Origin of the sequence: Paenibacillus sp. HGF5, from assembly GCF_000204455.1 — a bacterium.
In the GTDB taxonomy this organism is placed as follows: Bacteria; Bacillota; Bacilli; order Paenibacillales; family Paenibacillaceae; genus Paenibacillus_AQ; species Paenibacillus_AQ lautus_A.
Window position 1 is genome coordinate 24,505 of the sequence record NZ_AEXS01000171.1, and the last position, 24,039, is coordinate 48,543.

The following is a 24,039-nucleotide window of genomic DNA, read 5'->3' on the forward strand; positions in this document are numbered from 1 at the left end:
AAGGGGCAGAATTCTTCGCTTCTCCCCCTTGTCTGCTCTAGATTTATTTCAGCTCCGTCACGTTGCCGTCAATGCTGACGCTTTTAATGTCCATATCCCCCAGAAATACGAGGTTATTCTTGCTGTCCAGATTATACAGCCACTGAAATCCGCTCTTTGTGGTGCTTGTCGAGCTGGCATGAAGCTTCAGTTCTGATCCGTCCGCGGCGATGACCTTAACCTCCGGCGTATATTCCGGCAGTTTATCCAGCTCACCGTCGGTACGCTTGCCTTCGATGGCTACACCGATGGATGAAACACTAATGGTGTGGAGAGACAGTGCTTCCTTACCCTCATCAAGCGCCAGATTCAGACTTTGTTCTCTTTGTTTGCCCGGAGAAATGGTGAATTGCACATTCCAAGGGCCCTCAACGGCTTGGGTGTTGTCCGCTGACGTGATTCGATCGGCTGTGATCCGTGCCTTCAGCCCCTCGAGGTCATTCATCGCATCCATCTCAAACACGGCGACAAGCTTTTTGTTATCGTCAAGAAGCTGCTGCCCCACCATATAATTCACATTCTGCTCCGTTTTCAGTTCAAGTAGGGGGATCGAAACACCCTCAGGGAATGGCATGCCATCCTCTTTCATGAAACTGACCACCAAATAACCGCTGTTGCCGACATAAACTCCTTCTTCAACATTCATGGTTACCCCGGACGCTGTATCCGTCCCTTGTATGGGTGACCGTTCGTCTTCCGCAATGGACGCGGACTGACCGAAAAATTGCTTCAAGCTATCCATGTATTGGCTCGCAAAAGCGGTCGTGCTAAGTATCATAATCATCGCGGCAGCGATAACGATACTGGCTTTATATTTTTTCACTTTCCTGTTTTTAAACACCATCGTTTCCTCCTTTTGAATACGGTTCATCGCTCGGTTCTTGATCCGTTCCATACTGATCTGCTGCGTCAACTCGCGTTCCTCTTCCTCCGTAAGCAGGAGGTCCTCCAGCTCCTGATTGTCGATATTGGCCATGATATCTACAATTCGCCGCTTCACTTGCATCCATCCCCTTTCGCAATCGATTTGAAGCTTCACTCCTATAGACACGGTCTTTATAGAAATCCTACGGATTCTCCGTTTCATAATGGATGCGCAGTTTGTCCCTTGCCCGGCGGATCCGGGCGGTGACGGCTTTCTCCTGCATATTCAGCCGGCTTGCAATATCGCGGACTTTCTCTAAATAGAAATACCTGCGGATGAATATTTCGCGATCCGGTTCGCCCATCCCCTGTACCATGCCGCTTATCGTTTCCTTCTCCTGCCGTAGAATAGCCAGTGCCTCCGCAGAGGGACAAGAAACGGCGTCATCTTCCAATTCGGATTCAATGACCCGCTGCCTCTTTCGCAAGGCATTCAAGGTATGATTACGCGCGGCTATGGCCAGATAAGGCTTGAGACTATCTCCGCGCAGCATGATTTTGGGCCCGTCTGTCCACAGCTTGACCAGCACGTCCCCGGTGATTTCCTCCACATCGAAGGAATTAAACCGCCCACCTGCCACCTTAGCGACCACAGCGGCTATGTAGCGTGAATAGCGGTCAACCAATGTTTCAAAACATCGCGGATCTTTCCTCGCAAGCCCATCCAGCAATGTCTGATCCTCCATGGATCCTCCCCCCTTTATAATCATCTCTTTTGGTAGAACCAAGCCACAGATCCCGTGCTACTATATAAGACACCTTTAATTCCGGAAACCCTACACATCTTTTGAAAAAATAATCGTTTCGCCAAGCAAACCGATCGGAGCAGCTTTGCTTGGGGTAACGGCAAAAAAAGCCGACCCCATCGGATCGGCTTGTTCTACAAACGTATGATTTTATTGCAATTGCGGAGAAGCCTCGGATTGCTGTCTCGATATGATGAACAGCACGATCCAGATCAGCAGGAATCCAAGGAGCTGAGGCCCTGTCACGATTTGCTGGAATACAATCCAGTTAATCAGCACGCCCACCATGGGAAAACTCAGTTCCGCGAGTGTAGCCACAGAGGCTTTGGTCGTGGTTAACCCTTTATAATAAACCAGCAGGCTCAGGAGACCCGGCAGCAGTGCCTGACCGATCAGGTTCAGCGATACCAAGGCAAAGGCGCCTGTGCCCCATGCCGGCATATTCCAAGCTGCCCCTTCGCTCCAAGTAATGACGGTCAGGAGCGGCAGCGCAAGCACAAACCGCAGCGAGGTTACCGTCTCGTACTTCAGTTTGCCTACCATCAAGCGACCCATGACCGTTGAGCCGCCCCATAAGGCTGCAGCGCCTAAGGACAGGAGGCTCCCGACTTGAACAAACTCGTTCCAATGGCCGATCGGCAGGGTTAAGCCGAAGGTGAGCAGATACGTGCCTGCCAAGGCGATGATAAGCAGTATCCCGAAATGGCGCGGAAGCTTCTCTTTCAGAAGCAGGCTGGCCAGAATGATGGCAAACAGCGGCTGCAGCTTCTGCAGCAGCAGGACGGCATTCAGATTGCCGCTCGACAGCCCCATCGTGAACAATACGGTAGCCAGTGCCGAACCGCCCCAGGATATAAACAGCAGCGCGCCGACATGATTCCAGCCAAGGCTCTTTAGTTCCTCCCGGTTCTTCCACAATACAGGAATTGCAATCAAGGAAATAATGATATGTTCAAGCAAAACGATCTGAGCCGAAGTCAGATTCTTGAGCAGAATAACCCGAAATAACGGGTCAACGCCCCACAGGGCGGCCCCCAAAACAACGAGCCAGAACCCTCCTTTAAAACGTCGACTTGCCTGTGCGTCGGAACCATAAGGTTTCACCTTGATCCCGGTATTCATATTACTCATCTTGCCCTCTCCTGTCTTGAATACGGAGGTCTTACTAGCAGAAAGCCCCCGTCATCGGCATGGCCGACATATACGGGGGCTGATCAAATAAGCCTGCGTCGAATGGAATTTTTCGCATTCACGGCAAACTCATCTTTGATCTTCTCCCATCCGGACTTTACCGTCGGCCTTGGAATTGCACCAAGTCAGTCGCTCATTCATGTTGCAAACTGAACGCAGCGAGTCGCGGGCTGAGGCTCGTTCGCGAAGGAACAGAGCCATCACCGCCGGTCAGGAATTTCACCTTACCCCGAAGATCCATATTCATGTTTTATTTTGGTCTTGCCATTAAACCGATTGACCGATAATTCCTATAAGCTTAGTTGATGTATTGAAATTATAACATGAATCCTTTCATGTAAATACATCTATTTTCAAAATAAACGAAATTACACATGAACACAATGAAAAATCTCACGTTCAACCAAGACTTACTGAAAATTATACAGCAAGTATCAATTTGTTACCAGCATGATTTTTTACCATTTCCTTGCGCCTATCTTAAATAACTTCCGGCTTGAATAGCAGCCACTCCTGCTTGAAGATTCAGCAGGCCCAGCGCTTCCTCGGTATTAAGGCTCATTCCGCCCCCATGAGGCTTAGATAACAACCGAGAAGCACTTTCTGCAGCTGTTTCCTCCGATTGCTTCGTCTCACTCAGCAATACTTTGCTTGCAATATGTATATTCAGATTCAATGCGCATGAACTCACATCCTTATCCAATCGTTATCAGGTCGTTATTTCCATCCCTTATTAAAGGTCTCGGAAGCCTGAGCACTTCACTTTAACCGGTCGCCATCTGCCTGAGTACGCCAAAAGACCGCCCTTAAGGTTTCAATCCACCTTAAGGACGGTCTAATCGCATGAAATGCTATCCTGCTTCGATCAGTTCATAAACTTCAACGCTGCCAAAGTACGCTTCAGCACAAGTGCTGCTTGCGCTCGTGTGACCGAATCGAGTGCTCCGAAATTGCCTTGGTTGTCACCCTGCACGATGCCTTGCTTAGTAAGACTGGCCACATGGGCGGCCGCCCAAACCGGAATGGATGCCTGATCCTTGAATCCGGCAGCGGCATTCGCGCCCTGATTGGATAGGTCTGCCGGATTCACCGCCTCCATGGCCCGGGTGATCATTACAGCCATTTCCGCTCGGGTCATGCTGGCATTCGGCGAGAAGGCACCGCCGTTTCCGCCCTCGATTAAGCCGTAGCGCGAGGCTGCGCCGATCTCGCCGGCATACGCGGAATGATCCTGAACATCCTTGAATGCACCGCTCTCGATGACCGGGCTGAGCCCCATCGCACGGACGAGCATGGCCGTAAATTCAGCTCGCGTGATCGCCTTGCCCGGTGCATAGGAGTCCGCGTTGACTCCGTTCACGAGCAGCTTGGAAGCCATGGATTCGATTTCCGATTGCGCCCAGTGGCCGTCAAGATCCGCAAACGTCTTCTTGTACTGCAGCAGCGCATAAACGCCGTTTCCGGCATGCTTGACTTCAATCGCTGCTTTACCGTTCCATGTCGTCCTTACGGCCGGTACAAACCGGAAAGTACCCGCAGCTTCGTCATAAATGACGGCAGCAACCGAATCCGGGTTCATCCCAGCCGGCAGCGGCATGATACGGCTGATGACGCGCTTCCCGAAATCCTTCAGTTCCTGCTCTGCGCCAGGCGCTCCAACCGCTGCGCCGAACCGCAGTCCTCCATTCGCTGCCAACGAGGCGCCCATGGAAGAGGCCTTGCTTGTCATAGCATCCGCTACCTTGCCTGCTGCCGGAGCCACCGACACCTTCACCTGGATGCCGCCGGACCCCTGTGCAGGCTCCAGAGCTTCATCCAGAGGCAGTGCCGTTATCGGAAGACGGATGGCTCCGAGTGCGGTCTCCAGCACCAGGGTTGCATTCGGATTCCGTTCCATGGCCTGCTTCAAGCCTGCTGCCGGAAGCGACAGCTCCGCGGCACGGTTCAATTCAGGAGCCCGAATAATCAGTTCCTGCTGCCCGTTCGAGGACAAGCCGGTCACGGCCTTTTTCCACGCCTCTTCCTTTACCGTAATGCGGTCCATCGTTCCGCTTGCAGCAGCACTAATATTCAAATTGCTGCCTGTCATCACGTTTGGCTCGGATGCATTTCCGCCAGTAGCAGGAGGATTAGGCTGCGTTGTCGGCGGCATTACGGAACCGCCCCCCGACCCGCCTGATCCTGATCCAGGAGAAGAGCCGTCGCCAGGATTCGCCGGCTTCTTCTGCTCCGTAATTCGGCCCTCGACCTTCGGCGATACCTTACCGCCCAGCTTGTTCACATATTCCATGAAAATTTCATAATCCGGGTAACCCAGATCCTCGTTGTATTTCCCTTCGGCAATCGCATCGGCAAAGGATTTATATCCATCTCCGCCCTTGGCTACAAAGCTGTTCGTTGCCATCCGGTACGATTCGGTCAATACCAGAGGTTTGTAGCTTCCGTCCTTCATGATCTGTACGTCGAACACTTTATCTCCTGCCGGTGCGCTAGGATCCCACTTGAATTTCATCCCGGCGATTTGCGGGAACTTCCCTGGCAGATCCGCCAGTTTGGCACCGCTTATTCCGTTTTCCAGCCCGTCTTTCAGCTGCTGTCCGGTGACGTCCATAACAAACAGCGTATTTCCGAAAGGCATCACCGTACGCAGCTCGCCCATCGTAATATCACCTTCATCAATCGCGGCGCGGATGCCTCCGCCATTCGTGAGGGCAATATCGGCGTTTTTTAGCTCTTTGGCTTTAGCCAGCATGCCGTCGGCAATCAGATTGCCCAGGTTCGTCTCCTTGGAGCGGACATTCTCGCGTTTGCCGTCAAGCTCGACTCCGGCAATGCCGATAACCTGCTTCATCAGTTCTTCCAATTCCGCTTTGTAAGGAGCCAGCATGTCCTTCGCTTGCGTGTCTTCCTGGACCGTGTTGTCTACCGGAATCAGCTTCCCGCCAAGTTCGCCGTCTCCCACGAGAACAACGCCGTTTTTATCAAACTGCAGATCTACCCGGCCGAGGAACTTGCCCCATTCATTCGCTTGAACGATGACGGTAGGGGTATGATGCTGACTGTCCGTCACCACTTCCGGCGCGTTTAGCGTCGTATGGGTATGACCTCCGACGATGAGGTCGATGCCTTCGACGGCTTCGGCCAGCGCCAGATCTTTAGCGTACCCCAGGTGGGAGAGGGCGATGATCTTGTCTAGCCCCTCCTTCTCCATCGCCTCAACGGTAGCCTGAGCCGAGGTCACCGCGTCACGGAAGACCACGTCTTTACCAGGGCTGGAGGTTTCCGCGGTATCTTCGGTCGTTAAGCCGAACACCCCGACCTTCTGGCCGTCAACCTGCAGTGTCACGTATGGGTATACCCCGCTATTTGCGGTTGTCTTGGGCTGATCGGCATCGATAACCGCCGGCTTGTTAATCAGATGTGAAATGTTAGCGTCGCGGCTAAGATCCACGTTCGCGCTGACGAGCGGGAAATGCGCCTTGCTCACGAAATCAGCAAGCGTCTTGGTGCCTTGATCGAATTCATGATTACCGAACGTCATCGCGTCATAACCCATATAGTTCATGAAGGCCAGATCAGCCAGCCCAAACCATTTGGTGAAATACAGATCGCCGGAAAAGACGTCCCCAGCATCCAGCAGCAGGCTGTTTCCGCCTTCGCTGCGGATCTCATGAACCAGCGTAGCCCGTCTGGCCACTTCCGCCAGATGCGCATGGGTATCGTTGGTATGCATCACTGTTAACTTCCACGGTTCTCCATCCGGCGAACCGTCCGTTACGTTAACCGACACTTCCGCCGAACCGTAGCCATCCTTGCTCAGGACGGTAATCACGGCTTGACCTGCGGATACCGGCGTAACCAGGCCGTTCTGGTCCACGGCGGCTACCGTTTCGTCGGTGGAACTCCAGGCCAGCTCGGCCGATCCGCCCTGAACCGGCTCAACGTTTGCTTGCAATGGTTCCGGGGACCCGCCCGTTTTCAACGTGAGCGAAGGCTTATCCACCGTAATTTTGGTCACCTGAAGCTCCAGCAGCACCACCGTTCCGCTAACTTCATTCGCAACCAGCAGCAGCGGACGTCCTGTTGGGCTGTCCGAAGCCGGAATAAAGTCCAGTCCCTCCGGTCCGGAATCCGATTGGATGCCTACGTTGAAATCCCGCGAGTTGAAGTAGTTCAGGAACGCCGGAGCGGCTGGATCCGTTACGTCATAGGTCATGACGCCGCCAATGCGCTCCAGTCCGACAAAAGCCAGCGTCTTCTGTCCGACCTTGCCCACGGCAACATATTCCGGCTCCGGGCCTTTCTTGGCGCTGCGGCTGTCCAGATCGGTTTTGTCATTGCTTGCATTGAAATGATTCGGCAAGCGCTCGGCCGTAATCTTCTCGAAATCACTCCCGCTGTCGTATGCCTGGGATAAATCCGCCGCATTCCAGATGGAGAAGGAACGCCCCCCGTACAGATACAGCCCTTCATTGCCCATATCGCTCGCAACTTCAACCTTGTCATAGGTTGTCCCTTTGCCAGCCAGGAATTGGGCTGCCGGCGACGATGGATCCAGATTGGATTTCATTTTGCCGATGTCGCTTTCGTTGCTTCGGTCATCCCAGCCGGTAGCGTCCCCTTCGTTCGCGGACAGGATATACTGATGCCCGTTCACGCTGTAGGTCGCAATTCCGTCCGGCATATACATGCCGTAAAAAGGAACATTCTCAAACTTGATTTGTCCATCCTTCAGCAAATCGAGCTGATTCTCCGATTGATTGAAATCCTTATATCCGAGTCCCCGGACCGATTGAATTCGCTTCGAGGCGATATCGACCACGGCTATCGCATTGTTTTCCTGCAGGGCCACGTACGCTGTCAGCTCGTCCTCCGACAATGCGATGTATTCGGGCTCCAGATCATGGACGGCATCGTTTTTCGTTCCGGTGCTGCGAATTTGACCGTCCGCTTCCACATTCCCGCGGATATGCACCCGATCGTCAATGATCGACGGGTCATCGAACTTCAAATGGCTTACTTCGCCAGCCAAAGCATCGATAATCGTGATGCTTCCTTCCGGATCCGGGGCGGTCTCCGTGCGGGGCTCGCCTTCATCCGCCGTCAGGATATAACGGCCATCGGACGTGTACTTGACCATATCCGGCTGGACGCCGGTTTCATAGGATCCGATCAATCCGCCGTCATAGTCGAGCACCAGGACCTTGCCGGCTTTCGTATGATCCCGCTCCTGAACGGCAACCGCGACCTGCTTCGTCTTGGTGTTGATATCCACGCTGGTCAAATCTCCATACAGGAAACCGCCCGTGTTCGCCAAATCTTCTACATGGATCTGCTTGTCCTTAACCAAGCTGCCATCGGCGCCTAGAGACACGATTTCGAGGCTGGCCGGCTGGGTCGATCCGTTAACCAAATAGAGCTTCCCGTTATCTTTGTTGTATTTTACAATCTCCGCTACGCCGCCATCCTTGTTGGAAGTACCTACGGAATAATGTCCGATCATCTTCATGGCCAGCTTGTCGGCCACAGGTGATGGACGCTTGCCCAAAATTTGCAATTTCACAACCGATTGGGCCGTAGCAGGTAAGGCTGCACTATCCTGCACCGTTACCTCAACCGTATGCTCGCCCTCTTGCCCAGCCGCAGGCGTACCTGAAATGGCTCCCGTATCAGAAGCGAGGGTCAAGCCTGCCGGTAAACCTGTCGCCGAGAACGTATACGGCGCTTGTCCGCCATATACATCTACGGTGACCGCATACGGCTCATCCGCATATGCATCCGGAAAGATCATATCGGTAATGCCCAAATCCACGGCAGCTATGGCTGCATCTTGTGATGTCGTCTCCATACTGGCGGTCTGGAGCAATTCCTGCCCCTCGCCAGCATACACGCTGCCCCCCGAAAACAGAGAGGCCATCGTGATTTCCGCTGCCATCAACAGCGAGACTACTTTCATGCTTTTATGCTTCAACTCCATATCCCCTCTTCTACCTTATTTACATTCAAGTGTAAGGAGGAAGTGTTAACGGATGCTCAATATCAGTCGCGGTTTATGTAAAATGGCTGCCAAGCAACAAAAAAAAGCCCCGACCTCCAAGTCGGGCTTCCCAGAGCAGCAGCTGCATTCGAGCTGGTGGCTTGCTTATTCTTTTCTTTCATATGTATTCTGGAATCCTGCTTATAACATGCGCCAGCCTCGGATCATCTCACACTTCAATCAAAAACCCCGAAATGCCGCATCGTTGCAACCGTGATCAGGATGAACCACCGAATGAGAATGATCCCCCAAACGATAAGAAGACCTTGGAACAGCCGCTCAACCATCCATTCGATCTTCTTGTTTGACGTATACCTGCGCCTCTGCTTAAAAAACCACGCCGCGAACCCTTTGGGAATATCGCTGAAAGTCGTCTTTGGCTCCATTGGCTGCAATCCTCCTCCATTATCTATCGATTTGTATGTCGGATATATAACGCAAGTCTTCGGTTGAACACGTTTCTTATGCATGAAACAGGATCCTGAACAAAATCTTCAAGATCGCATAGATGAACCCGACGAACCATTGAAGAATGAAGAAGGCCCATATAAGTAAAACGATTCTAAAAATGATGTCCACAATCCGTTCGACCTTCTTATTTGAAGTATATCTTCGCCGCGGCTTCAAAAACCAATGAGCAAGCCCCTTGAAGGCACCTAATACGGTTAACACCATTCTCACCCGGCGATTCTCCTCCTCCATGTTCGTTTCCCTTAGTTTGTTTGTTATAAGCTTACTTCGATCTTATCACCCCTTTTGGGATTTCACCAATTGAATAAAAAAACGCGATCCGGGAATCTCCCCGAATCGCGCCCTCGCTTTACATATCTTGCGTTTACTCCGCCTGATAGCGCTCATATGCGGCCTGGTAAACTTCCATGTACCGGTCCAGACCCATTTTGTTGAGCGTGTTCACATACTCTTCCCATTGGCTGAACGAGGCCGAGCCGTTCACGAATTTCGCTTCCATTTCCTTCACGTAATCCTCGATATCTTTACCGATCGAGGTCATGACGTCCGTTTCCTCCAATGTAAAGTTAAAGTTGTACAGGATCTCCTTCACGGCATACGGCTCTGCCTTTTCGGCAGCAGCCATGGCGTTAGGACGCGTCTCCGAAGCTTTGAACCATTTCTCCCGCACAAAGCCCGGATAGCTGCCCCCAAGCCAAGTGAAATTCTTGGCCAATGCCTGATCCTGCGTTAATCCGTTTGGATTCTCCGTAATCTCTTTCACATATTCCAACTGACCGTCCGTGTTCTTCGTGTAAGTCTCTCCTTCTTTACCCATGAAATAGAATTGGGCTCCCTCATCCCCGTAGAAATAATCCATCCAACGGATCGTGGCTTCCGGATTCGGGTTCTTATCGGTAATCGCAAATGCACCTACGTGAACCATCGGCACTTTGACGTGGGAATAGAGCTGGTCTCCGTGCGGTCCCTTAAGCGCCCCGAGCCCGATGTATTCTTTACGTCCCATGACCATCTCCGGATTCGGCACGATCGTGGCACCGAGCAGGCCCTCCTGCCCTTTTGCATTCAACGCGCCGCCTTCAATCGTGAAGATCTCTTTATCGAGCAGCCCTTCCTGGTGCAGCTTGTTGACGAATTGAAGCATTTCCTTGTACTCCGGCAAGGCCTTGGTAAAGCGCAATTTCCCAGTGTCCGGATCGACATCCACCAATTTATGGCCAAGTCCGCTCGTGCCAAGTCCCCAAGAGCCTTTCAAATGATCGATGATCCCGGTAATGCCTGTGGAGGAGAAAGGAATCTCGTCATGCTGTCCGTTGCCGTTCAGATCGGTTTCCTTGACCGCCTTCAAATAGGCATAGAATTCTTCGGTCGTCTGCGGTTCTTTCATCCCGAGCTGATCGAGCCATTCCTGATTAATCCATATCGGGGTGCCAATCAACATGGAGAGCAGTTCTGGATCATAAAAAGAAGGCAGGGAATAGATATTGCCGTCCGGCATCGTCAATCCTTTTCGAATATCCGGGTACTGATCCATCAGCTTTTTGAAATTCGGAGCATATTGATCGATCAGATCGTTCAGCGGTATAAATACTCCTTGCTCCCCATAGCGGGTCAATTCGGCGGAGCTGACCCTTGCGGAATAGAACACATCCGGATAATCCCCGCCTGCAAGCGCCAAGTTCCGCTTCTCGGTCAGCGTATCGAATGGAATGAGGTTCCAGGTCACATTTACATTCGACATTTCTTGGTAGGTTTTCCATACAAGGGTTTCCTCGAATTTGCTTCCGTTCGTTGGCGACTTCCCTGTGAAAAACGTAAGGTCGAGGGGCTCGTTCACAATCGGCATTCCGGTCTCGTTAAAATTTGCCTGCGGCGTTTCGCCCTTATCGGCTGCGCCCTCCCCGCTCTTGCTTCCACAACCAGCCAGCAATCCGGCGGCCAGCACGGCAGCCAATGTAAGCGAAGTCCATTTTTTCATCACCATAAATTTCATATCCCCCTCATCGATTGTCCGTAATCAACCTTTAATTGCACCAATCATAACACCCTTCACAAAATACTTTTGCAGGAACGGATACAGCAGCAGCATCGGCAGATTGGTCACGATGACCGCCGCATATTTGATCGCTTCCGCATCCATCAGGCTGCGTGCCAGTGAATCATCGCTGATATCCACCATCTCCTGCATTTGCCCCTGAACCAGAATTTCACGCAGGAACAGCTGCATCGGATAATTCGCACGGTCTGACAAGTAGATCAGTGCGCTGAAATACGAATTCCAGTGGCCCACGGCATAGAACAGCACCATCACGGCCAGAATCGGACCGGATAACGGCAGGACGATGCGCCATAGCACCCGCATGTTGGAAGCTCCGTCAATAAACGCCGCCTCCTGCATCTCCTTCGGAATGGAGCTCTGGAAGAAGGTCCGCATAATAATGATGTTCCACACGGATACGGCCGAAGGGATAATAATGGCCCAAATCGTATCCAGCATCCCTAGTTCCTTCACCAGCAAGTAATTCGGGATCATTCCCCCGCTGAAGAACATGGTGAATACGATGATCGCCGTAAAAATGCCGCGGCCGTTAAAATCGGCTCTAGACAACGGATAAGCAGCTGCGATCGTCATCAGTACATTCAAGGCCGTTCCTGTCGTCGTATACAGCAGCGTGTTCATGAATCCCCGCATGAGATCCGAGTTGGCAAATAATCGTTCGTAACCGACAAACGACAATTCCTTCGGCCATAACCATACTTCCCCCCGCATCACCGTTTCCGGGGCGCTGATGGAAGCAATCAGAACAAAAAATAAAGGATAGAGCACAAGGAGCGTAATAAATGATAATATAATGTAAATAAATACTCCGGCTATTCGTTCACTGCGGCTTTGCGGCATATGCCATCCTTCCTCCTTACCATAGGCTGTTCTCGCTGACTTTTCGGGCAATCCGGTTTACGGTAATCAGCATGATAAAGTTGACGATGGAGTTAAACAGGCCGACCGCAGCCGAAAAGCTATACTGGGCGCCCAGTATGCCGCTCCGGTATACGTTCGTGGCGATGACATCGGACGCTTCCATATTAAGCGAATTTTGCATCAGGAAGATCTTCTCGAAGCCGACGCCAAGAACGGAGCCGATGTTCAGAATGAGCAGAATCGTCATCGTGGGCGCGATCCCCGGCAGATTGATATGCCAGATTCGCCGGAGCCAGCCCGCACCATCCACCTTGGCCGCCTCATGCAGCTGCGGGTCGATCCCGGCGAGTGCCGCCAAATAGATGATGGAGCTCCAGCCCATGCCCTGCCACACGCCGGACCACACATAGATGCTCTTGAACCAGGAGGGCTCCGTCATGAATGCAATCGGCTCTCCGCCGAAGGAGGTGATAATCAAATTGACGAGGCCGCTTACCGGCGACAGGAACATCATGATCATTCCGACAACAACGACCGTGGACAAGAAATGAGGTGCATAAGTTACCGTTTGTACAAATCGGCGGAACCGGCCCGATCTGGCTTCATTAATCATTAGGGCCAGAATGATCGGAATCGGAAATCCGACCGCCAGCTCATATAACCCGATACCCATCGTATTTTTAATAATGCGCCAGAAATAAAAGCTGTCAAAAAAGCGTTCAAAATGTTTGAAGCCCACCCATGGGCTATCCATGATCCCTTTGTTAGCCATAAAATCCTTGAATGCAATCTGGACGCCATACATGGGTACATAATGAAATACAATGAAGTACAACAGAACCGGTGCAAATAAAGCGTATAGCTGCCAGTTTCTGCGCATCTGCATCATGGTTCTTCGCCAGACACTTTTCCTTTGAATTTTTGAATGCGCTTCCACGTTGCTTAGCTGACGTTGCAAAATCGGCAATCCCCTCTCTTTCGTCTATGCGTCTCCTTTGTGTCCCAAGGTCCACGTCTGCATCATAAACGACCCGAACGCATGAGGGGTATTGACCATTTTAATGATGTCTTGCCTTTCATTGGATGGAAGGGCGGAAGCCGCGTTTTCCTAAAGCAATGCTTAAAATCTAAAATATTGACTATCCCATTTTTACGAAAGATTAACACGATTCGGGCACATTCCTTAATACTTGTCCTATATAATGTTATGAAACCTGGAACGTCAGAAAAATACAAAGGGGGGAAGACTGTGAATTGGATCCGGCATAAAAGCCACAGTGTATTCTTTAAAATTTTTCTGAGCTTTCTGGCCATCATCGTGTTATTCGGATTGTTCTATGCGGTTATCTTCCAGCTCTTCAAGACCAGCCTGCAAAAAGAAATCATCGATAACAGCCAACGGTCGGTTCACGATACGGCAGAACGGTTCAACAACCAATTCAGCAGGCTGCAGGTATTAATGTTCGATATATATAACCAGTCCGAATTAATCGGCTTCAATAATCAGCTTCGCCACCAGACCGGAAACGAAGTCAATTACTTGAAGGCCCGAGATGTGATGATGCAGATGCGGAGCGATATCTATAACCCGCTGTTCTTTCTGGAGGACACCCTGATTTATCTTCGCGAGTTTGATTTTGTGCTCAGCAAATCCGGGAGCGGCGATGCTGCCTATATGTTCAATCGTTCCTATACGAGTCCGATGTACCCTTATTCGTTCTGGAACGGTTATACGGGCGATCCGGAATCCTTCAAGCTCCTCCCTGCTTCAACCTATCGAATCAACAACGATTTGTCCGAGAAAACGCTGATGCCTTTTGTTTACAAGCAGCCGGACAGTCCATATGAGGTCATTGCCCTCATCGATATCGATAAGGCCGCCCAATCCTTCTTCGGCGAGTCGAACGATCGCGCGCTTGCCATTCTGAATGCCGAAGGGCAAGTGCTGTATACGCTGGGCTCCATGGACCAGGATCAGCTGCCGCCGTTCGAGGCCGGTCAAAAAGCCGTGCTGGAGGATGGAACCTACTATTTTGCGGAAGCCGGATCCGACGGATTGACCTATGTCTCGGCCGTGCCTTACAGCCATGTCTCTTCCCAGCTGAGCCGGTTAACCGGCGGTTTGCTGCTTATTTTCTGCCTATCGCTCGGGGTAGCGCTTGCTGCATCCTATTTCCTCAGCCGACGGCTGCATAAGCCGGTGAAGCAGATCCTGACGACCGTGCTGAACAGAGCCAGCAGCTCGGCGATGCCGGAAACCGGCAGCGTCACGGAATACGACCTGATCCAGAACCGCATTCAGGAGCTGTTCCGGGAGAAGGAAGAGATTCGGGACCGCATGAACAAACACAAGTCCGTCCTGACCAGTTACTCTTATATCAGTCAGCTGAAGAGCATTAATACCGATATTAGCGAATGGGAGGATTTCCTGTCGGATGACGGAAGCTTCATCGTGGTTCTGTACCATATCCGGTTCCGGATGAATCCGGTCTATGAGCTTCCCCTCCAAACCGATCAGGCCGTCCGCCATATGCTGGAGCATATTCATCTGATCACGGCCGAGCGCTATCCGGGCTCCCATACGTTCCAGATCGAGAAGAACGAGATCGTCTCCATCTTCAAACGGGAGGAAGCGGCCCGCCTGGAGGAATTGCTGCTGGAGATCAAGGGCATGTTGAATGAGGAGAAGGAATTGTTCCTGGTCACGATTGCGGTCAGCTCCCAGGTAAGCGATTCGTCCGAATTCAATCAAGCCTACCATCAGGTCAAAGGATTGGCTGCGCAGGCTCCGCTGCTCGAGGAATCGCAGATCGTGACCACGCAGCGGGTACTCCCTACCACCGTGAGCCTAAGCCCGCCGCAGGAAAAAGGGCTGCTCGACGCACTGCAATCCGGCAGCGACGGCCGCTCCCTGCAGATCATCGACCAGGCGCTTGAAGCCATGCAGCGCAAGGAGGCCGGCATCGCGCAATTTCGTTTCTTCGCCGATTCCGTCGCTTCCAAAATTCTAAGTTTTATGGAGATGGCCCAGATTGACAAAACCTCCGTCCAATCCTTGAAGCAGTGGAGCGCAAGATTGGCGGAATGCCATTGTTTATCTGATTACCAAGGCGTATTCCGTCAGCTCGTCGAAGCCTCCTGTGCCCTCATCCGCAAGAAAAAGGATACCGGGGAAGAGCCGCTCATCGCCATGTTCATGAACATTGTCCATAACCAGTATGCCGATGATCTGTCTCTCGACTATCTGTCAGCCAAGCTGAACCTGTCGAGCGCCTACCTCTCCGTTTATATCAAGGAGAAGACCGGTCTCAACTTCAGCGATCACCTCCTCGGCATCCGCATGAACAAAGCGAGGGAGCTGCTGGCGTGCACCGACCTGACCGTCAATGAGATCAGCCAGCGCGTAGGCTATCTCAACATTACCTCCTTCAACCGGACATTCAAGAAGGCCGTCGGCATGACGCCGGGCGCATACCGCAGGCAGCATGTGGTGCAGACCCATGCGAGCGGATCCTGAGAATACGGTAACAAAAGAAAACCTTCTCTTTCTCGGCATGGACCGGGCGTATGCCCGGCCGGTATCCCGGAAGAGAAGGTTTTTTTGCGTTTCATTGTTCACTCACACGATGGAGGTAACCGAATCTGTATCTAGTCGGCCTTTATGGTCTGTTCCGTCTGTATTTGGCTCTTGCGTCCTCTCAGCTTCCCAGACGCGAATAACGCTTTGTTCCACCTGGACAACCCGAGCAGAACCCGGGCATCTACGAGCCGGTAAAACCAATGGGTCACCGCGGCGATAACCGCAAACGTGAGAATCGTGGTAAGCAGCACGCGGGGACCATAACTCAGAAACGGGCTGAGTTGCAGAAAGACATAGCTCCCGAACGAGCAAATCACCGTAAAGTGTACGAGGTACAGCGAGAACGAGATTTTACCCAAATAAGCAAAAAACCGATGGCTGAATATCGACTGCATACGGCTTGAATGCAGCAGCACCGTTAGGATCAGGAATGATCCGATTACATGATAAAACACAAAGAAATCGAAATTGGGAGCCCCCCATTGGAGGACCGAATATACCGTTCCTTGCGGTGCAATGTAAGGATAGGAGCCTAAGTAAATACCGGCGCAGAGCAGCAGAAGCTGGATCCAGGACCGATGGATAAGTGCCGGCCGCTCCCTCCCGTTGTTCTTTACATCGCTTAACAGCATGCCCAGGACGAATCCCAAATAGTAGGAATCGATGAATAAACAGATGAGGATTGCATACACGGCATAACGAATCCGATGGCGGCCGCAAACAATCAGAAAAACGAAGATCATGAACGAACCGAACAGCTCGTACGTCATCGTCCACAGCACGGGATTGTACTGCGAGCCATAGGTGAAAAAGGTATGCAACAAGCTTTCCTTCAGCATGACCAGCAGATTGGCGTCGGCGGCAAACGGATCGGGCATCGAAGATAACGTCATCCCGCGTATATTGTCATAAGCTCCGAGATCCAATACGAGGATCAGATAAGCAAGGAAAACGGATGCCAAGGCCGGCAAGGCCAGGCGAAAATAGCGGCGGATGGCGGAAGAATAAACGATGAACCTGTCCCCTGTTCCAAAAAAACGATAGCTGAGCACATATCCGCTGAGCACAAAAAACAGACAGACGGAGAAGTTGCCGTTAAACAGCAGATTGAACGGCGTTCGCGCGGCAATCCCCTCAAAAGCGAAATGCTCGATCTCCTCCCTCCCCTCAAAAACCGACGGTGCAAACACTTGAAAAAAATGAGATACCACCACGATCAAGGCGGCAAGCCCTCTCAAGCCGTCCAAATATACGATTTTCATAAACAACCCCACGTTCCCCTATGAAATAGGCTGATAATGTAACCTATAATTCTTAGGGAGGAAGAGGAATTCTGTACACGATCCGGATGTTTTAGGGATAATCATGTTTAAGAAAATGGCTGCCACATAAAATGAAAGCGTTTTCTTAAACTAAGGAAAATCATAGGGGAGGGAAAAAATTTGAGTATTTATTGGAGTCAGGTCGATATTGAAGAACTAACGGGATCAGGTGTCGTTTATTTTAACTCAAAGATGGAGATGTTGGAAGGTCTTCCATGCAAAATGTATAAATTGACCTATCAGCAGAGCCTATGGACGCATTGCCATGATTATTTTCAGATATGGTATGTGGCAAAAGGCGCTTTCCTGCACACCGTCCAACAACAGGTATACGAGATACGCAAAGGCGATATTTTTGTTATTCCTCCATTTACTCTGCACAGTGTAAGCATTTCACCCGATGAGGACATCGAAATTTACGGATGCGAATTCATGCCCTCCTTCGTGAACGAGAGATTTCAGGAACAGCCGACAGAACATGCCTTTTTCGATGTGGCCTTTCTGGAATACTTTCTGCGCAAGGAAATGAACGCCCAATCCCAAATCACGCTGGACAGCGTGACCGACGTAACGGTCCGAAATGTCCTGAAGGATATGCTGATCGAATACGAGAGACGCACCCCTTTTTTTCAAATCTCGCTCAAAGCCAAGCTGCTTGTGCTTCTCTCGATTCTGGCACGGCAGGTCAACGGCGAGCTGCTGCGTGAAGGATTCGAGAAATCGGAGAAATACCGGGAAATCATGACGAGAGTCGTTGATCACATCCATAACCACTACCAGGAAGATATGAATTTGAATGATCTATGCAGCCTATCGAATTTATCAAGGTCCACGTTCTGCATCCTCTTCAAAGAATGGACAGGCAAAACATTCAACCGTTATCTCACCGACCTGCGGATTCTGCAGGCCATGATGATGCTGAAGCAGCCGGAGTTATCCGTAACGGATGTTTGCTACTCCACCGGATTTAATGAACTCTCCTATTTCTGCAGAATCTTCAAAAAGTATACGGGCATCTCTCCCACCGACTTTCGTAAACAAGCGATGAAATAGAGTGTTCAAAGCCATACGATAATCCTATTTTTGAACACGATAGTGAAATGAAATGATTTTTTTACATGCTACGATATCCATAATTCTTGCAAATAACTGGATCAGGGCCGGTTGTTTAGTCAACTGTGTTGGGGAGGGAATTGATAGAACTTCGATGAATGACGTTGCACGATTGTACACGATTGCTCAAGGGGAGGAAGAGGAATGAAGAAGAAATCTTGGATCTGGAGCCTTATTCTATTGTTCTCTATCGTAACAGGATGCTCGGGCGGTAATGCGCCCCAAGCGGGCAGTGATGCTGGTGACAAGCCATCCGATAATCCGCCTGCCCAGGATGCCGTAACACTCGACTTCTGGTACGGATGGACCGGACCGGAAGCGGAAGCGTTGGAAGCGTTGATTGCCAAGTGGAACAGCGCCAATCCCGACATTCAAGTGAAGGGGTTATCCCAAAGCGATTACCAGAAACAGCTTACCGCGATCACCGGGGGCAATCCTCCGGACATCGCATCCCAATTCGGACAAAATGTCGTGCCGTGGGGACTCCGTGGCGCCATGATGCCGCTGGATGATTATATAGCGAAGGACGGCGTCGATCTTAAGGATTTCGTGCCGGCTGCCCTAAGCACTTCCCAGCATGAAGGCAAGACGTATGCAATCCCGACGGCCATGCACGTGTCCATGCTGTTCTACAACAAAGATATTTTGCAGGAAGCCGGTTATGACGGTCCGCCGGAAACAATAAGCGATTTGAAAGAGTATATCAAGAAGCTGAGCGTCGTCGAGGATGGAGGCCGCCTCCAGCGGCTCGGATTGTGGCCGGGCATGGATGCGTATACGTTCAGTTATGCCTTTAACGGATCGTTTTATGATGAAGCAGCGCAGCAGGTGACGCCTGATCATCCGGGGATCCAATCGGCCATCAAGCTCTCGAAGGAGATCTGGGATCAATACGGTTCCGATAATCTGGACCGATTCTCCTCCGGGCTCGGCCAATACATGTCGGCACAGAATCCGTTCTTCTCGGGCAAATATGCGATGACGATTGACGGAGAATGGCTGCCCACCTTCATCAAGCAATACTCGCCTGATCTGAACTACGGCATAGCTCCCATTCCTTATGATGAGAACAACCCGGAACTTAAAAACTCCGGAAATGTAACTACCAGCGTATTCTATATTCCGAAAGGCGTCAAAAACCCGGACGCTTCCTGGAAATTCATCAAATGGATGACCGAGCCGGAGCAAATGGCTGAGTTTACGGCTGCCCTCGGGAATCTCCCGACGCGAAATTCGGCCTTCTCCAACCCACTCTATGAGGATGTGCCAGGGTTTAAGGAATTCCTCGACTATTCGGGGAGCGAAAACCTGAAGTCCTTCCCGGCTTCTTCCTACGCGAACGAGTACATGACGGAGTTCAGCGCGCAATATGACGCTATTCTCCGAGGCACCGTCAGCATGCAGGAAGGCTTGGACAAGGTGAAGGCCAAGATTCAGCCGCTGGTGAAATGATGAACCAAGCAGGCTCTGTCCAATGCAGCGATGGGTTGGGCGGGGCCGCTGCCTAAATATCTTGAAGCGGAAGGAGAATCGCGAAGATGAGAGTCTCCACAGCAAATCAACGAAAGCCCGTGTCAGGCTGGTCCAGGAAGGAGCGTCATTATGTGTATCTTGGCCTGGCGTTCGCCTCTCCTTGGATCATCGGGTTTCTGGCTTTTACCGTCTATCCGTTCTTCGGTTCGCTCTATCTGAGTCTGACCGAATACGATTTATTCAGCCCTCCCCAGTGGGTGGGGCTACAGAATTACGAGCAAATCCTGGCGGATGACCGCTTCTATAAGTCGCTCGGCAACACCTTTTTCATGGCGTTCATATCCGTGCCGATCACGCTGGCTGTCTCACTGTTGATAGCCGTGATGCTCAATTTCAAAGTGAAGGGGATCAATTATTACCGCACCATCTTCTACCTTCCGTCCGTCATACCGATCGTTGCAAGCGCTCTATTGTGGACATGGATGCTGAACCCCGACTTCGGGTTGGTTAACATGGCACTTCGCACCCTGGGTTTAACAGACCCGGCGTGGCTGCTGGATCCCCGTTATACGAAGCCGTCCCTTATCCTGATGAGCCTGTGGGGCTCGGGTGCGGGCGCTTTAATCTTCCTGGCTGCCCTCCAGGGCGTGCCAAGGCAATATTATGAAGCGGCTCAGGTGGACGGAGCAAACTGGTGGTACCGCTTCTGGAAGATCACGGTCCCTGCCCTGTCCCCCATCATTCTTTTTCAGCTCATCATGGGGTTGATCGGCGCCTTTCAAATCTTTACGGAATCGTATATTTTGGCTGGCGGCAAGGTGGATGGAAGCGGCTCATTGGGGGGGCCGGAGCAATCGCTGCTGTTCTATGCGGTCAATTTGTACCAGGAAGCCTTTGTCTTTCTGAAGATGGGTTATGCCTCGGCGCTTGCCTGGATTCTGTTCATCATTGTGCTGCTGATTACGTTCATCCTGTTAAAAACGTCGGGCCGCTGGGTCTATTACGGAGGTGAGTAACATGGCTGTCAGGTTGCGGGTGATCTTGCCGCATGCGGTCCTTCTTCTATTCGCTGTGATCTTCCTGTTTCCATTTGTATGGCTGGTGATGACCTCGCTGAAAACGCCGGAGGAGATACTCGAGTTCCCGCCGAGCATTTTCCCGGAGACGTTCCAGTGGTCCAATTATAAAGAGGCGCTCCAAGCCATTCCGTTTACCCGCTACATGATGAACACGTTTGTGATTTGTATGGTGAATATCATCGGCCAGCTATTCTCTGCACCACTGGTAGCCTACTCGATTTCCCGCATCCCCTGGAGGGGCCGGAACATCATCTTTACCATCGTCGTGGCAACCATGATTCTGCCGGCTCAAGTGCAGATGATTCCGCAGTACATCATCTTCACCAAGCTCGGCTGGGTCAATACGATCATGCCGCTTACCATCGGCGCATTCTTCGGGGCGCCGTTCTTCATCTTTTTGCTTCGGCAGTTTCTGCTTGGCGTGCCGACCGAATTGTCCGAGGCAGCAAAGATCGACGGGGCTTCGGAGCTGCGGATATATGTCAAGATCATCATGCCGATCCTGAAGCCGGCACTGGCGACCGTTGCTTTATTCTCTTTTGTATGGTCGTACGTGGATTTCATGGGACCGCTCATCTATCTGAACGATTCGGCCAAATGGACCATCACCGTCGGCCTGCAAAGCTTTCAGCAGGACCACGGAGCGCAGTGGGAGAAACTGATGGCGGCATCCACCATCATGGCGATTCCCATGATCCTGATCTATTTCTTCGGACAGAAGTATTTCATGAAGTCGGGATCGGCGTTGACCGGGTTTAAATAATAGGTTGAATGAGAACCTTCTCTTCCATCGCAGTTAGGCCAATCAGGCCCGCTGCGAATATGGAAGAGGAGGTTTTTGTGCTGATCGGGCAGAAATAAACAACTATGAAGAAACATTCAATAGACAAAAAGGATGAGAACAATGCCTTATCACATCACAGCCATGACGGAGGCGATTGCCGATCAAATCATGTCATGGAACTATGAGCCTCCCTATGACTTCTACGACAGCGGACAGGATGAGGAGTTTCGAAAAGAGCTTCTGGAATGTTCGTATTACGCCATTCTGGACGCTGAGGAGCAATTGATCGGTTTTTGCTGCACCGGCCCATCTGCCCAAATACCGATGGCGATCCCGTTAGGGGCATACGATGAGGATCTGCTCGATATCGGACTCGGCATGAAACCGGAGCTGACGGGAAAAGGCTTGGGACACAAGTTCCTCTCCTGCGTGCTGGCATCCATGGGAGAACTTCACCAACGCGAATCGTTTCGGCTGACCGTGGCCCGATTCAACGAACGAGCCATTCGCCTGTATGCCAAGCTTGGCTTCTCGGAGGCTGCATCGTTCGATAAGGGCGGCACCTCCTTCATGACGATGGTCAAAAAGCGGCAGGCCTAACCTCTTGATGGAAAAGTAAAGAGTGATCCTCCTTGGGATCACTCTGCTTTAGGTTATCGCTATTTCCGGAGGGGTACATTCCGGTGCAATCGTCTGCTCCATTTCAGCCACCCGAACCGGTCTGCCGCTGCTTCACCGCTACTCAATGGAGATGTAAACATCCACCACGGTATGGGCAGAATCAAACTGCCGCATATCATAGCGTTCGTAATCGCCAGTAAACGTTCTTTTTTCCGCTGCTTGCTGGAAGTAGCTCCAAATTTCATGCCATACCTGCGGGACGATCTCCATAAGTGGCCCGCGTCTTGTCCGGAATACCAAGTACCTGGATGCCGGGACGTACGCTTGCTGCAGCTCGCCGGAGGTTTCCGCAGCCGCGACCTCATCCGCCTGATTGCCGATGATCAATGTGTACGCCCCGGACGCATCGCATTCGTATTCGGTATATAAGGCATACATAGCTTGATCGTCCCCGGATATTTGGGACTGCAAGCCGCTTTGGAAATACCGATCCCATAACTGCGGTATTTTGCCTTGCGGTCCTGCCTCCGCTTCGTTTGTCGTTCGGACGCCGACGCCCTGAATGGACATGGCTGGCCTAACCTCTATCCATCGTTCACTCTGATTCTGATTGCTGTTGTTCATGCTGTATCCTCCTTGTCATGAATATAGCTTCATTCTACAGAGGTAACGTGGACATCTATCTGTCCTGGTTATCGTAGCGCTGCATAATCAATCGCGCTCTTCGTTTCACTTCCTCTGCCGCTTCGCCCGGTTGCTCAACCAGCACCTGATTACCAAAGCTTAGAATCATGCCGTAGAACCATTCGTCCAATTTGTATAACGCTTGAACGCGTAAGGAGCCGTCCGGGTTGACGGTCACTTGTTCCGGCGGAAACATATCCGCCACCCGCTGGCGCGCGGCAGCTTCGAATAGCAGTACAGTCTCCCTCTCCAGCGCGCCCGACCATGAGGAATCCCATTCCAGTCGTTCCATGCTCGGTATCATTCTTGTCTCCGAAGTCTGGTGCAGGATCTCGATATGCTGCATGCGCGATAACCGAAAGATTCGATGGTCTTGCCGCTCCAGGCAAAAGGCTTGTACATACCATATGTTTCCCTTCAGAATCAGGGATGCCGGCTCAATGGTTCTTCGCTCCGCGTGGCCCTGATGATCAATATACTCCATCTGCACCCTGCGCTTGTCATGAATGGCTTGTTTGAGCAAGCCCACGGCGGATTTCAGTCCCTGACGCTGTCCCCAAGGCTGAAAGTCCATGACTACGGGCTCCTTCCGATATTCGTCGCCAAGTCCCTGCTCTACCCTGCGCAGCAGCGCTTTGACCTTCTCCAGCAGCACGCCCATCTGCGGATCCTCCAGTGCGCTGCTCAGTCCCTTAACGGCTGTCACCAAGGTGCTCATCTCCTCGGCGGACAGCCAGTACTTATCGATCATATAATGCTCCATGATCTCAAATCCGCCGGTGATCCCCTGGTGGGCGACAATCGGAATCCCGGCTTGGCACAGCGTATCCATATCTCGGTATATCGTCTTGCTGGATACCTCGAACCGATCCGCCAGCTCTTTGGCGCTCAGTCTCCCACGGTTAAGAAGCAGGACGGTTATGGCTAACAGCCGGTCTATTTTCATGATCAGCCATCCTTTCGTTCTCGATCATTTCATCAGCTTTCTTAACTCAAGCTTAACAGATTCGGGATGTGTTCATGCAACCGTTAGGTCGGGTTCAGATGATCGTTAA

Annotated in this window: 17 protein-coding genes and 1 riboswitch; of the genes, 6 read left to right on the forward strand and 11 right to left on the reverse strand. The window is 51.6% G+C overall.

Features of this window, described 5'->3' with window-relative positions; all coding sequences use genetic code 11:
* Positions 1–43: 43 nt before the first annotated feature.
* From HMPREF9412_RS28575 to HMPREF9412_RS28620, 8 genes are all read right to left on the reverse strand, one after another.
* Complete coding sequence (locus tag HMPREF9412_RS28575) at positions 44–1,045, reverse strand: DUF4179 domain-containing protein (RefSeq protein ID WP_009595389.1); 1,002 nt, start codon at positions 1,043–1,045, stop codon at positions 44–46.
* A gap of 61 nt (positions 1,046–1,106) precedes the next feature.
* The gene (locus HMPREF9412_RS28580) at positions 1,107–1,649 is read right to left on the reverse strand and encodes an RNA polymerase sigma factor (protein WP_009595393.1); all 543 of its coding nucleotides are present in this window, start codon (positions 1,647–1,649) and stop codon (positions 1,107–1,109) included.
* A gap of 210 nt (positions 1,650–1,859) precedes the next feature.
* Positions 1,860–2,840 carry a DMT family transporter gene (locus HMPREF9412_RS28585; RefSeq protein WP_009595345.1) on the reverse strand — a complete coding sequence of 327 codons (981 nt, stop codon included), beginning with the start codon at positions 2,838–2,840 and terminating at the stop codon, positions 1,860–1,862.
* Between the two features lie 134 nt (positions 2,841–2,974).
* A riboswitch (FMN riboswitch) is annotated at positions 2,975–3,141 on the reverse strand.
* 624 nt (positions 3,142–3,765) lie between these two features.
* A complete protein-coding gene (locus HMPREF9412_RS28595) occupies positions 3,766–8,877 on the reverse strand; it encodes a choice-of-anchor I family protein (protein ID WP_009595365.1) in 5,112 nt (1,703 codons plus the stop codon).
* Between the two features lie 236 nt (positions 8,878–9,113).
* On the reverse strand, positions 9,114–9,323 hold the full coding sequence (locus tag HMPREF9412_RS28600; RefSeq protein ID WP_009595353.1) for a hypothetical protein: 210 nt from the start codon (positions 9,321–9,323) through the stop codon (positions 9,114–9,116).
* A 449-nt stretch (positions 9,324–9,772) separates the two neighbouring features.
* On the reverse strand, positions 9,773–11,392 hold the full coding sequence (locus HMPREF9412_RS28610; protein ID WP_009595384.1) for an extracellular solute-binding protein: 1,620 nt from the start codon (positions 11,390–11,392) through the stop codon (positions 9,773–9,775).
* Positions 11,393–11,425: 33 nt separating this feature from the next.
* Positions 11,426–12,307 (reverse strand): carbohydrate ABC transporter permease, encoded by an 882-nt coding sequence (locus HMPREF9412_RS28615; protein WP_009595368.1) that lies wholly within the window; start codon positions 12,305–12,307, stop codon positions 11,426–11,428.
* A gap of 16 nt (positions 12,308–12,323) precedes the next feature.
* A complete protein-coding gene (locus HMPREF9412_RS28620; protein ID WP_254778116.1) occupies positions 12,324–13,214 on the reverse strand; it encodes an ABC transporter permease in 891 nt (296 codons plus the stop codon).
* A 363-nt stretch (positions 13,215–13,577) separates the two neighbouring features.
* On the opposite strand from HMPREF9412_RS28620, the gene HMPREF9412_RS28625 reads away from it, so the two are divergent.
* Positions 13,578–15,845: an AraC family transcriptional regulator gene (locus HMPREF9412_RS28625; RefSeq protein ID WP_009595387.1), complete on the forward strand. Its 2,268-nt coding sequence runs from the start codon at positions 13,578–13,580 to the stop codon at positions 15,843–15,845.
* Positions 15,846–15,976: 131 nt separating this feature from the next.
* Here the strand turns inward: HMPREF9412_RS28625 and HMPREF9412_RS28630 are convergent, their stop codons facing one another.
* Entirely contained in the window at positions 15,977–17,170 is a 1,194-nt protein-coding gene (locus HMPREF9412_RS28630; protein ID WP_036673932.1) for an acyltransferase family protein, read from the reverse strand.
* A gap of 180 nt (positions 17,171–17,350) precedes the next feature.
* Between HMPREF9412_RS28630 and HMPREF9412_RS28635 the strand changes: the two genes are divergently transcribed.
* From HMPREF9412_RS28635 to HMPREF9412_RS28655, 5 genes are all read left to right on the forward strand, one after another.
* Positions 17,351–18,283 (forward strand): AraC family transcriptional regulator, encoded by a 933-nt coding sequence (locus tag HMPREF9412_RS28635; RefSeq protein WP_009595346.1) that lies wholly within the window; start codon positions 17,351–17,353, stop codon positions 18,281–18,283.
* A 204-nt stretch (positions 18,284–18,487) separates the two neighbouring features.
* The gene (locus HMPREF9412_RS28640) at positions 18,488–19,795 is read left to right on the forward strand and encodes an ABC transporter substrate-binding protein (protein WP_009595349.1); all 1,308 of its coding nucleotides are present in this window, start codon (positions 18,488–18,490) and stop codon (positions 19,793–19,795) included.
* A gap of 86 nt (positions 19,796–19,881) precedes the next feature.
* The gene (locus HMPREF9412_RS28645) at positions 19,882–20,832 is read left to right on the forward strand and encodes a carbohydrate ABC transporter permease (RefSeq protein ID WP_012819401.1); all 951 of its coding nucleotides are present in this window, start codon (positions 19,882–19,884) and stop codon (positions 20,830–20,832) included.
* A gap of 1 nt (position 20,833) precedes the next feature.
* A complete protein-coding gene (locus tag HMPREF9412_RS28650) occupies positions 20,834–21,658 on the forward strand; it encodes a carbohydrate ABC transporter permease (RefSeq protein ID WP_009595355.1) in 825 nt (274 codons plus the stop codon).
* Between the two features lie 141 nt (positions 21,659–21,799).
* Entirely contained in the window at positions 21,800–22,279 is a 480-nt protein-coding gene (locus HMPREF9412_RS28655) for a GNAT family N-acetyltransferase (protein WP_009595366.1), read from the forward strand.
* 138 nt (positions 22,280–22,417) lie between these two features.
* Here the strand turns inward: HMPREF9412_RS28655 and HMPREF9412_RS28660 are convergent, their stop codons facing one another.
* Together HMPREF9412_RS28660 and HMPREF9412_RS28665 are read right to left on the reverse strand one after the other, a co-directional pair.
* Positions 22,418–22,924, reverse strand: a complete 507-nt coding sequence (locus HMPREF9412_RS28660) for a GyrI-like domain-containing protein (protein ID WP_009595386.1) — start codon at positions 22,922–22,924, stop codon at positions 22,418–22,420.
* Between the two features lie 55 nt (positions 22,925–22,979).
* The gene (locus HMPREF9412_RS28665; RefSeq protein WP_009595362.1) at positions 22,980–23,930 is read right to left on the reverse strand and encodes a helix-turn-helix transcriptional regulator; all 951 of its coding nucleotides are present in this window, start codon (positions 23,928–23,930) and stop codon (positions 22,980–22,982) included.
* Between the last annotated feature and the right edge of the window lie 109 nt (positions 23,931–24,039).

What these genes read in the sequence shown, in the direction of transcription:
- HMPREF9412_RS28615 (WP_009595368.1), bottom strand. Translation starts at nt 12,307, where the DNA reads ATGCCGCAAAGCCGCAGTGAACGAATAGCCGGAGTATTTATTTACATT.
- HMPREF9412_RS28650 (WP_009595355.1), top strand. Translation starts at nt 20,834, where the DNA reads ATGGCTGTCAGGTTGCGGGTGATCTTGCCGCATGCGGTCCTTCTTCTA.
- HMPREF9412_RS28660 (WP_009595386.1), bottom strand. Translation starts at nt 22,924, where the DNA reads ATGAACAACAGCAATCAGAATCAGAGTGAACGATGGATAGAGGTTAGG.
- HMPREF9412_RS28665 (WP_009595362.1), bottom strand. Translation starts at nt 23,930, where the DNA reads ATGAAAATAGACCGGCTGTTAGCCATAACCGTCCTGCTTCTTAACCGT.
- HMPREF9412_RS28610 (WP_009595384.1), bottom strand. Translation starts at nt 11,392, where the DNA reads ATGGTGATGAAAAAATGGACTTCGCTTACATTGGCTGCCGTGCTGGCC.
- HMPREF9412_RS28640 (WP_009595349.1), top strand. Translation starts at nt 18,488, where the DNA reads ATGAAGAAGAAATCTTGGATCTGGAGCCTTATTCTATTGTTCTCTATC.
- HMPREF9412_RS28630 (WP_036673932.1), bottom strand. Translation starts at nt 17,170, where the DNA reads ATGAAAATCGTATATTTGGACGGCTTGAGAGGGCTTGCCGCCTTGATC.
- HMPREF9412_RS28620 (WP_254778116.1), bottom strand. Translation starts at nt 13,214, where the DNA reads ATGCAGATGCGCAGAAACTGGCAGCTATACGCTTTATTTGCACCGGTT.
- HMPREF9412_RS28600 (WP_009595353.1), bottom strand. Translation starts at nt 9,323, where the DNA reads ATGGAGCCAAAGACGACTTTCAGCGATATTCCCAAAGGGTTCGCGGCG.
- HMPREF9412_RS28655 (WP_009595366.1), top strand. Translation starts at nt 21,800, where the DNA reads ATGCCTTATCACATCACAGCCATGACGGAGGCGATTGCCGATCAAATC.
- HMPREF9412_RS28585 (WP_009595345.1), bottom strand. Translation starts at nt 2,840, where the DNA reads ATGAGTAATATGAATACCGGGATCAAGGTGAAACCTTATGGTTCCGAC.
- HMPREF9412_RS28580 (WP_009595393.1), bottom strand. Translation starts at nt 1,649, where the DNA reads ATGGAGGATCAGACATTGCTGGATGGGCTTGCGAGGAAAGATCCGCGA.
- HMPREF9412_RS28645 (WP_012819401.1), top strand. Translation starts at nt 19,882, where the DNA reads ATGAGAGTCTCCACAGCAAATCAACGAAAGCCCGTGTCAGGCTGGTCC.
- HMPREF9412_RS28595 (WP_009595365.1), bottom strand. Translation starts at nt 8,877, where the DNA reads ATGGAGTTGAAGCATAAAAGCATGAAAGTAGTCTCGCTGTTGATGGCA.
- HMPREF9412_RS28575 (WP_009595389.1), bottom strand. Translation starts at nt 1,045, where the DNA reads ATGCAAGTGAAGCGGCGAATTGTAGATATCATGGCCAATATCGACAAT.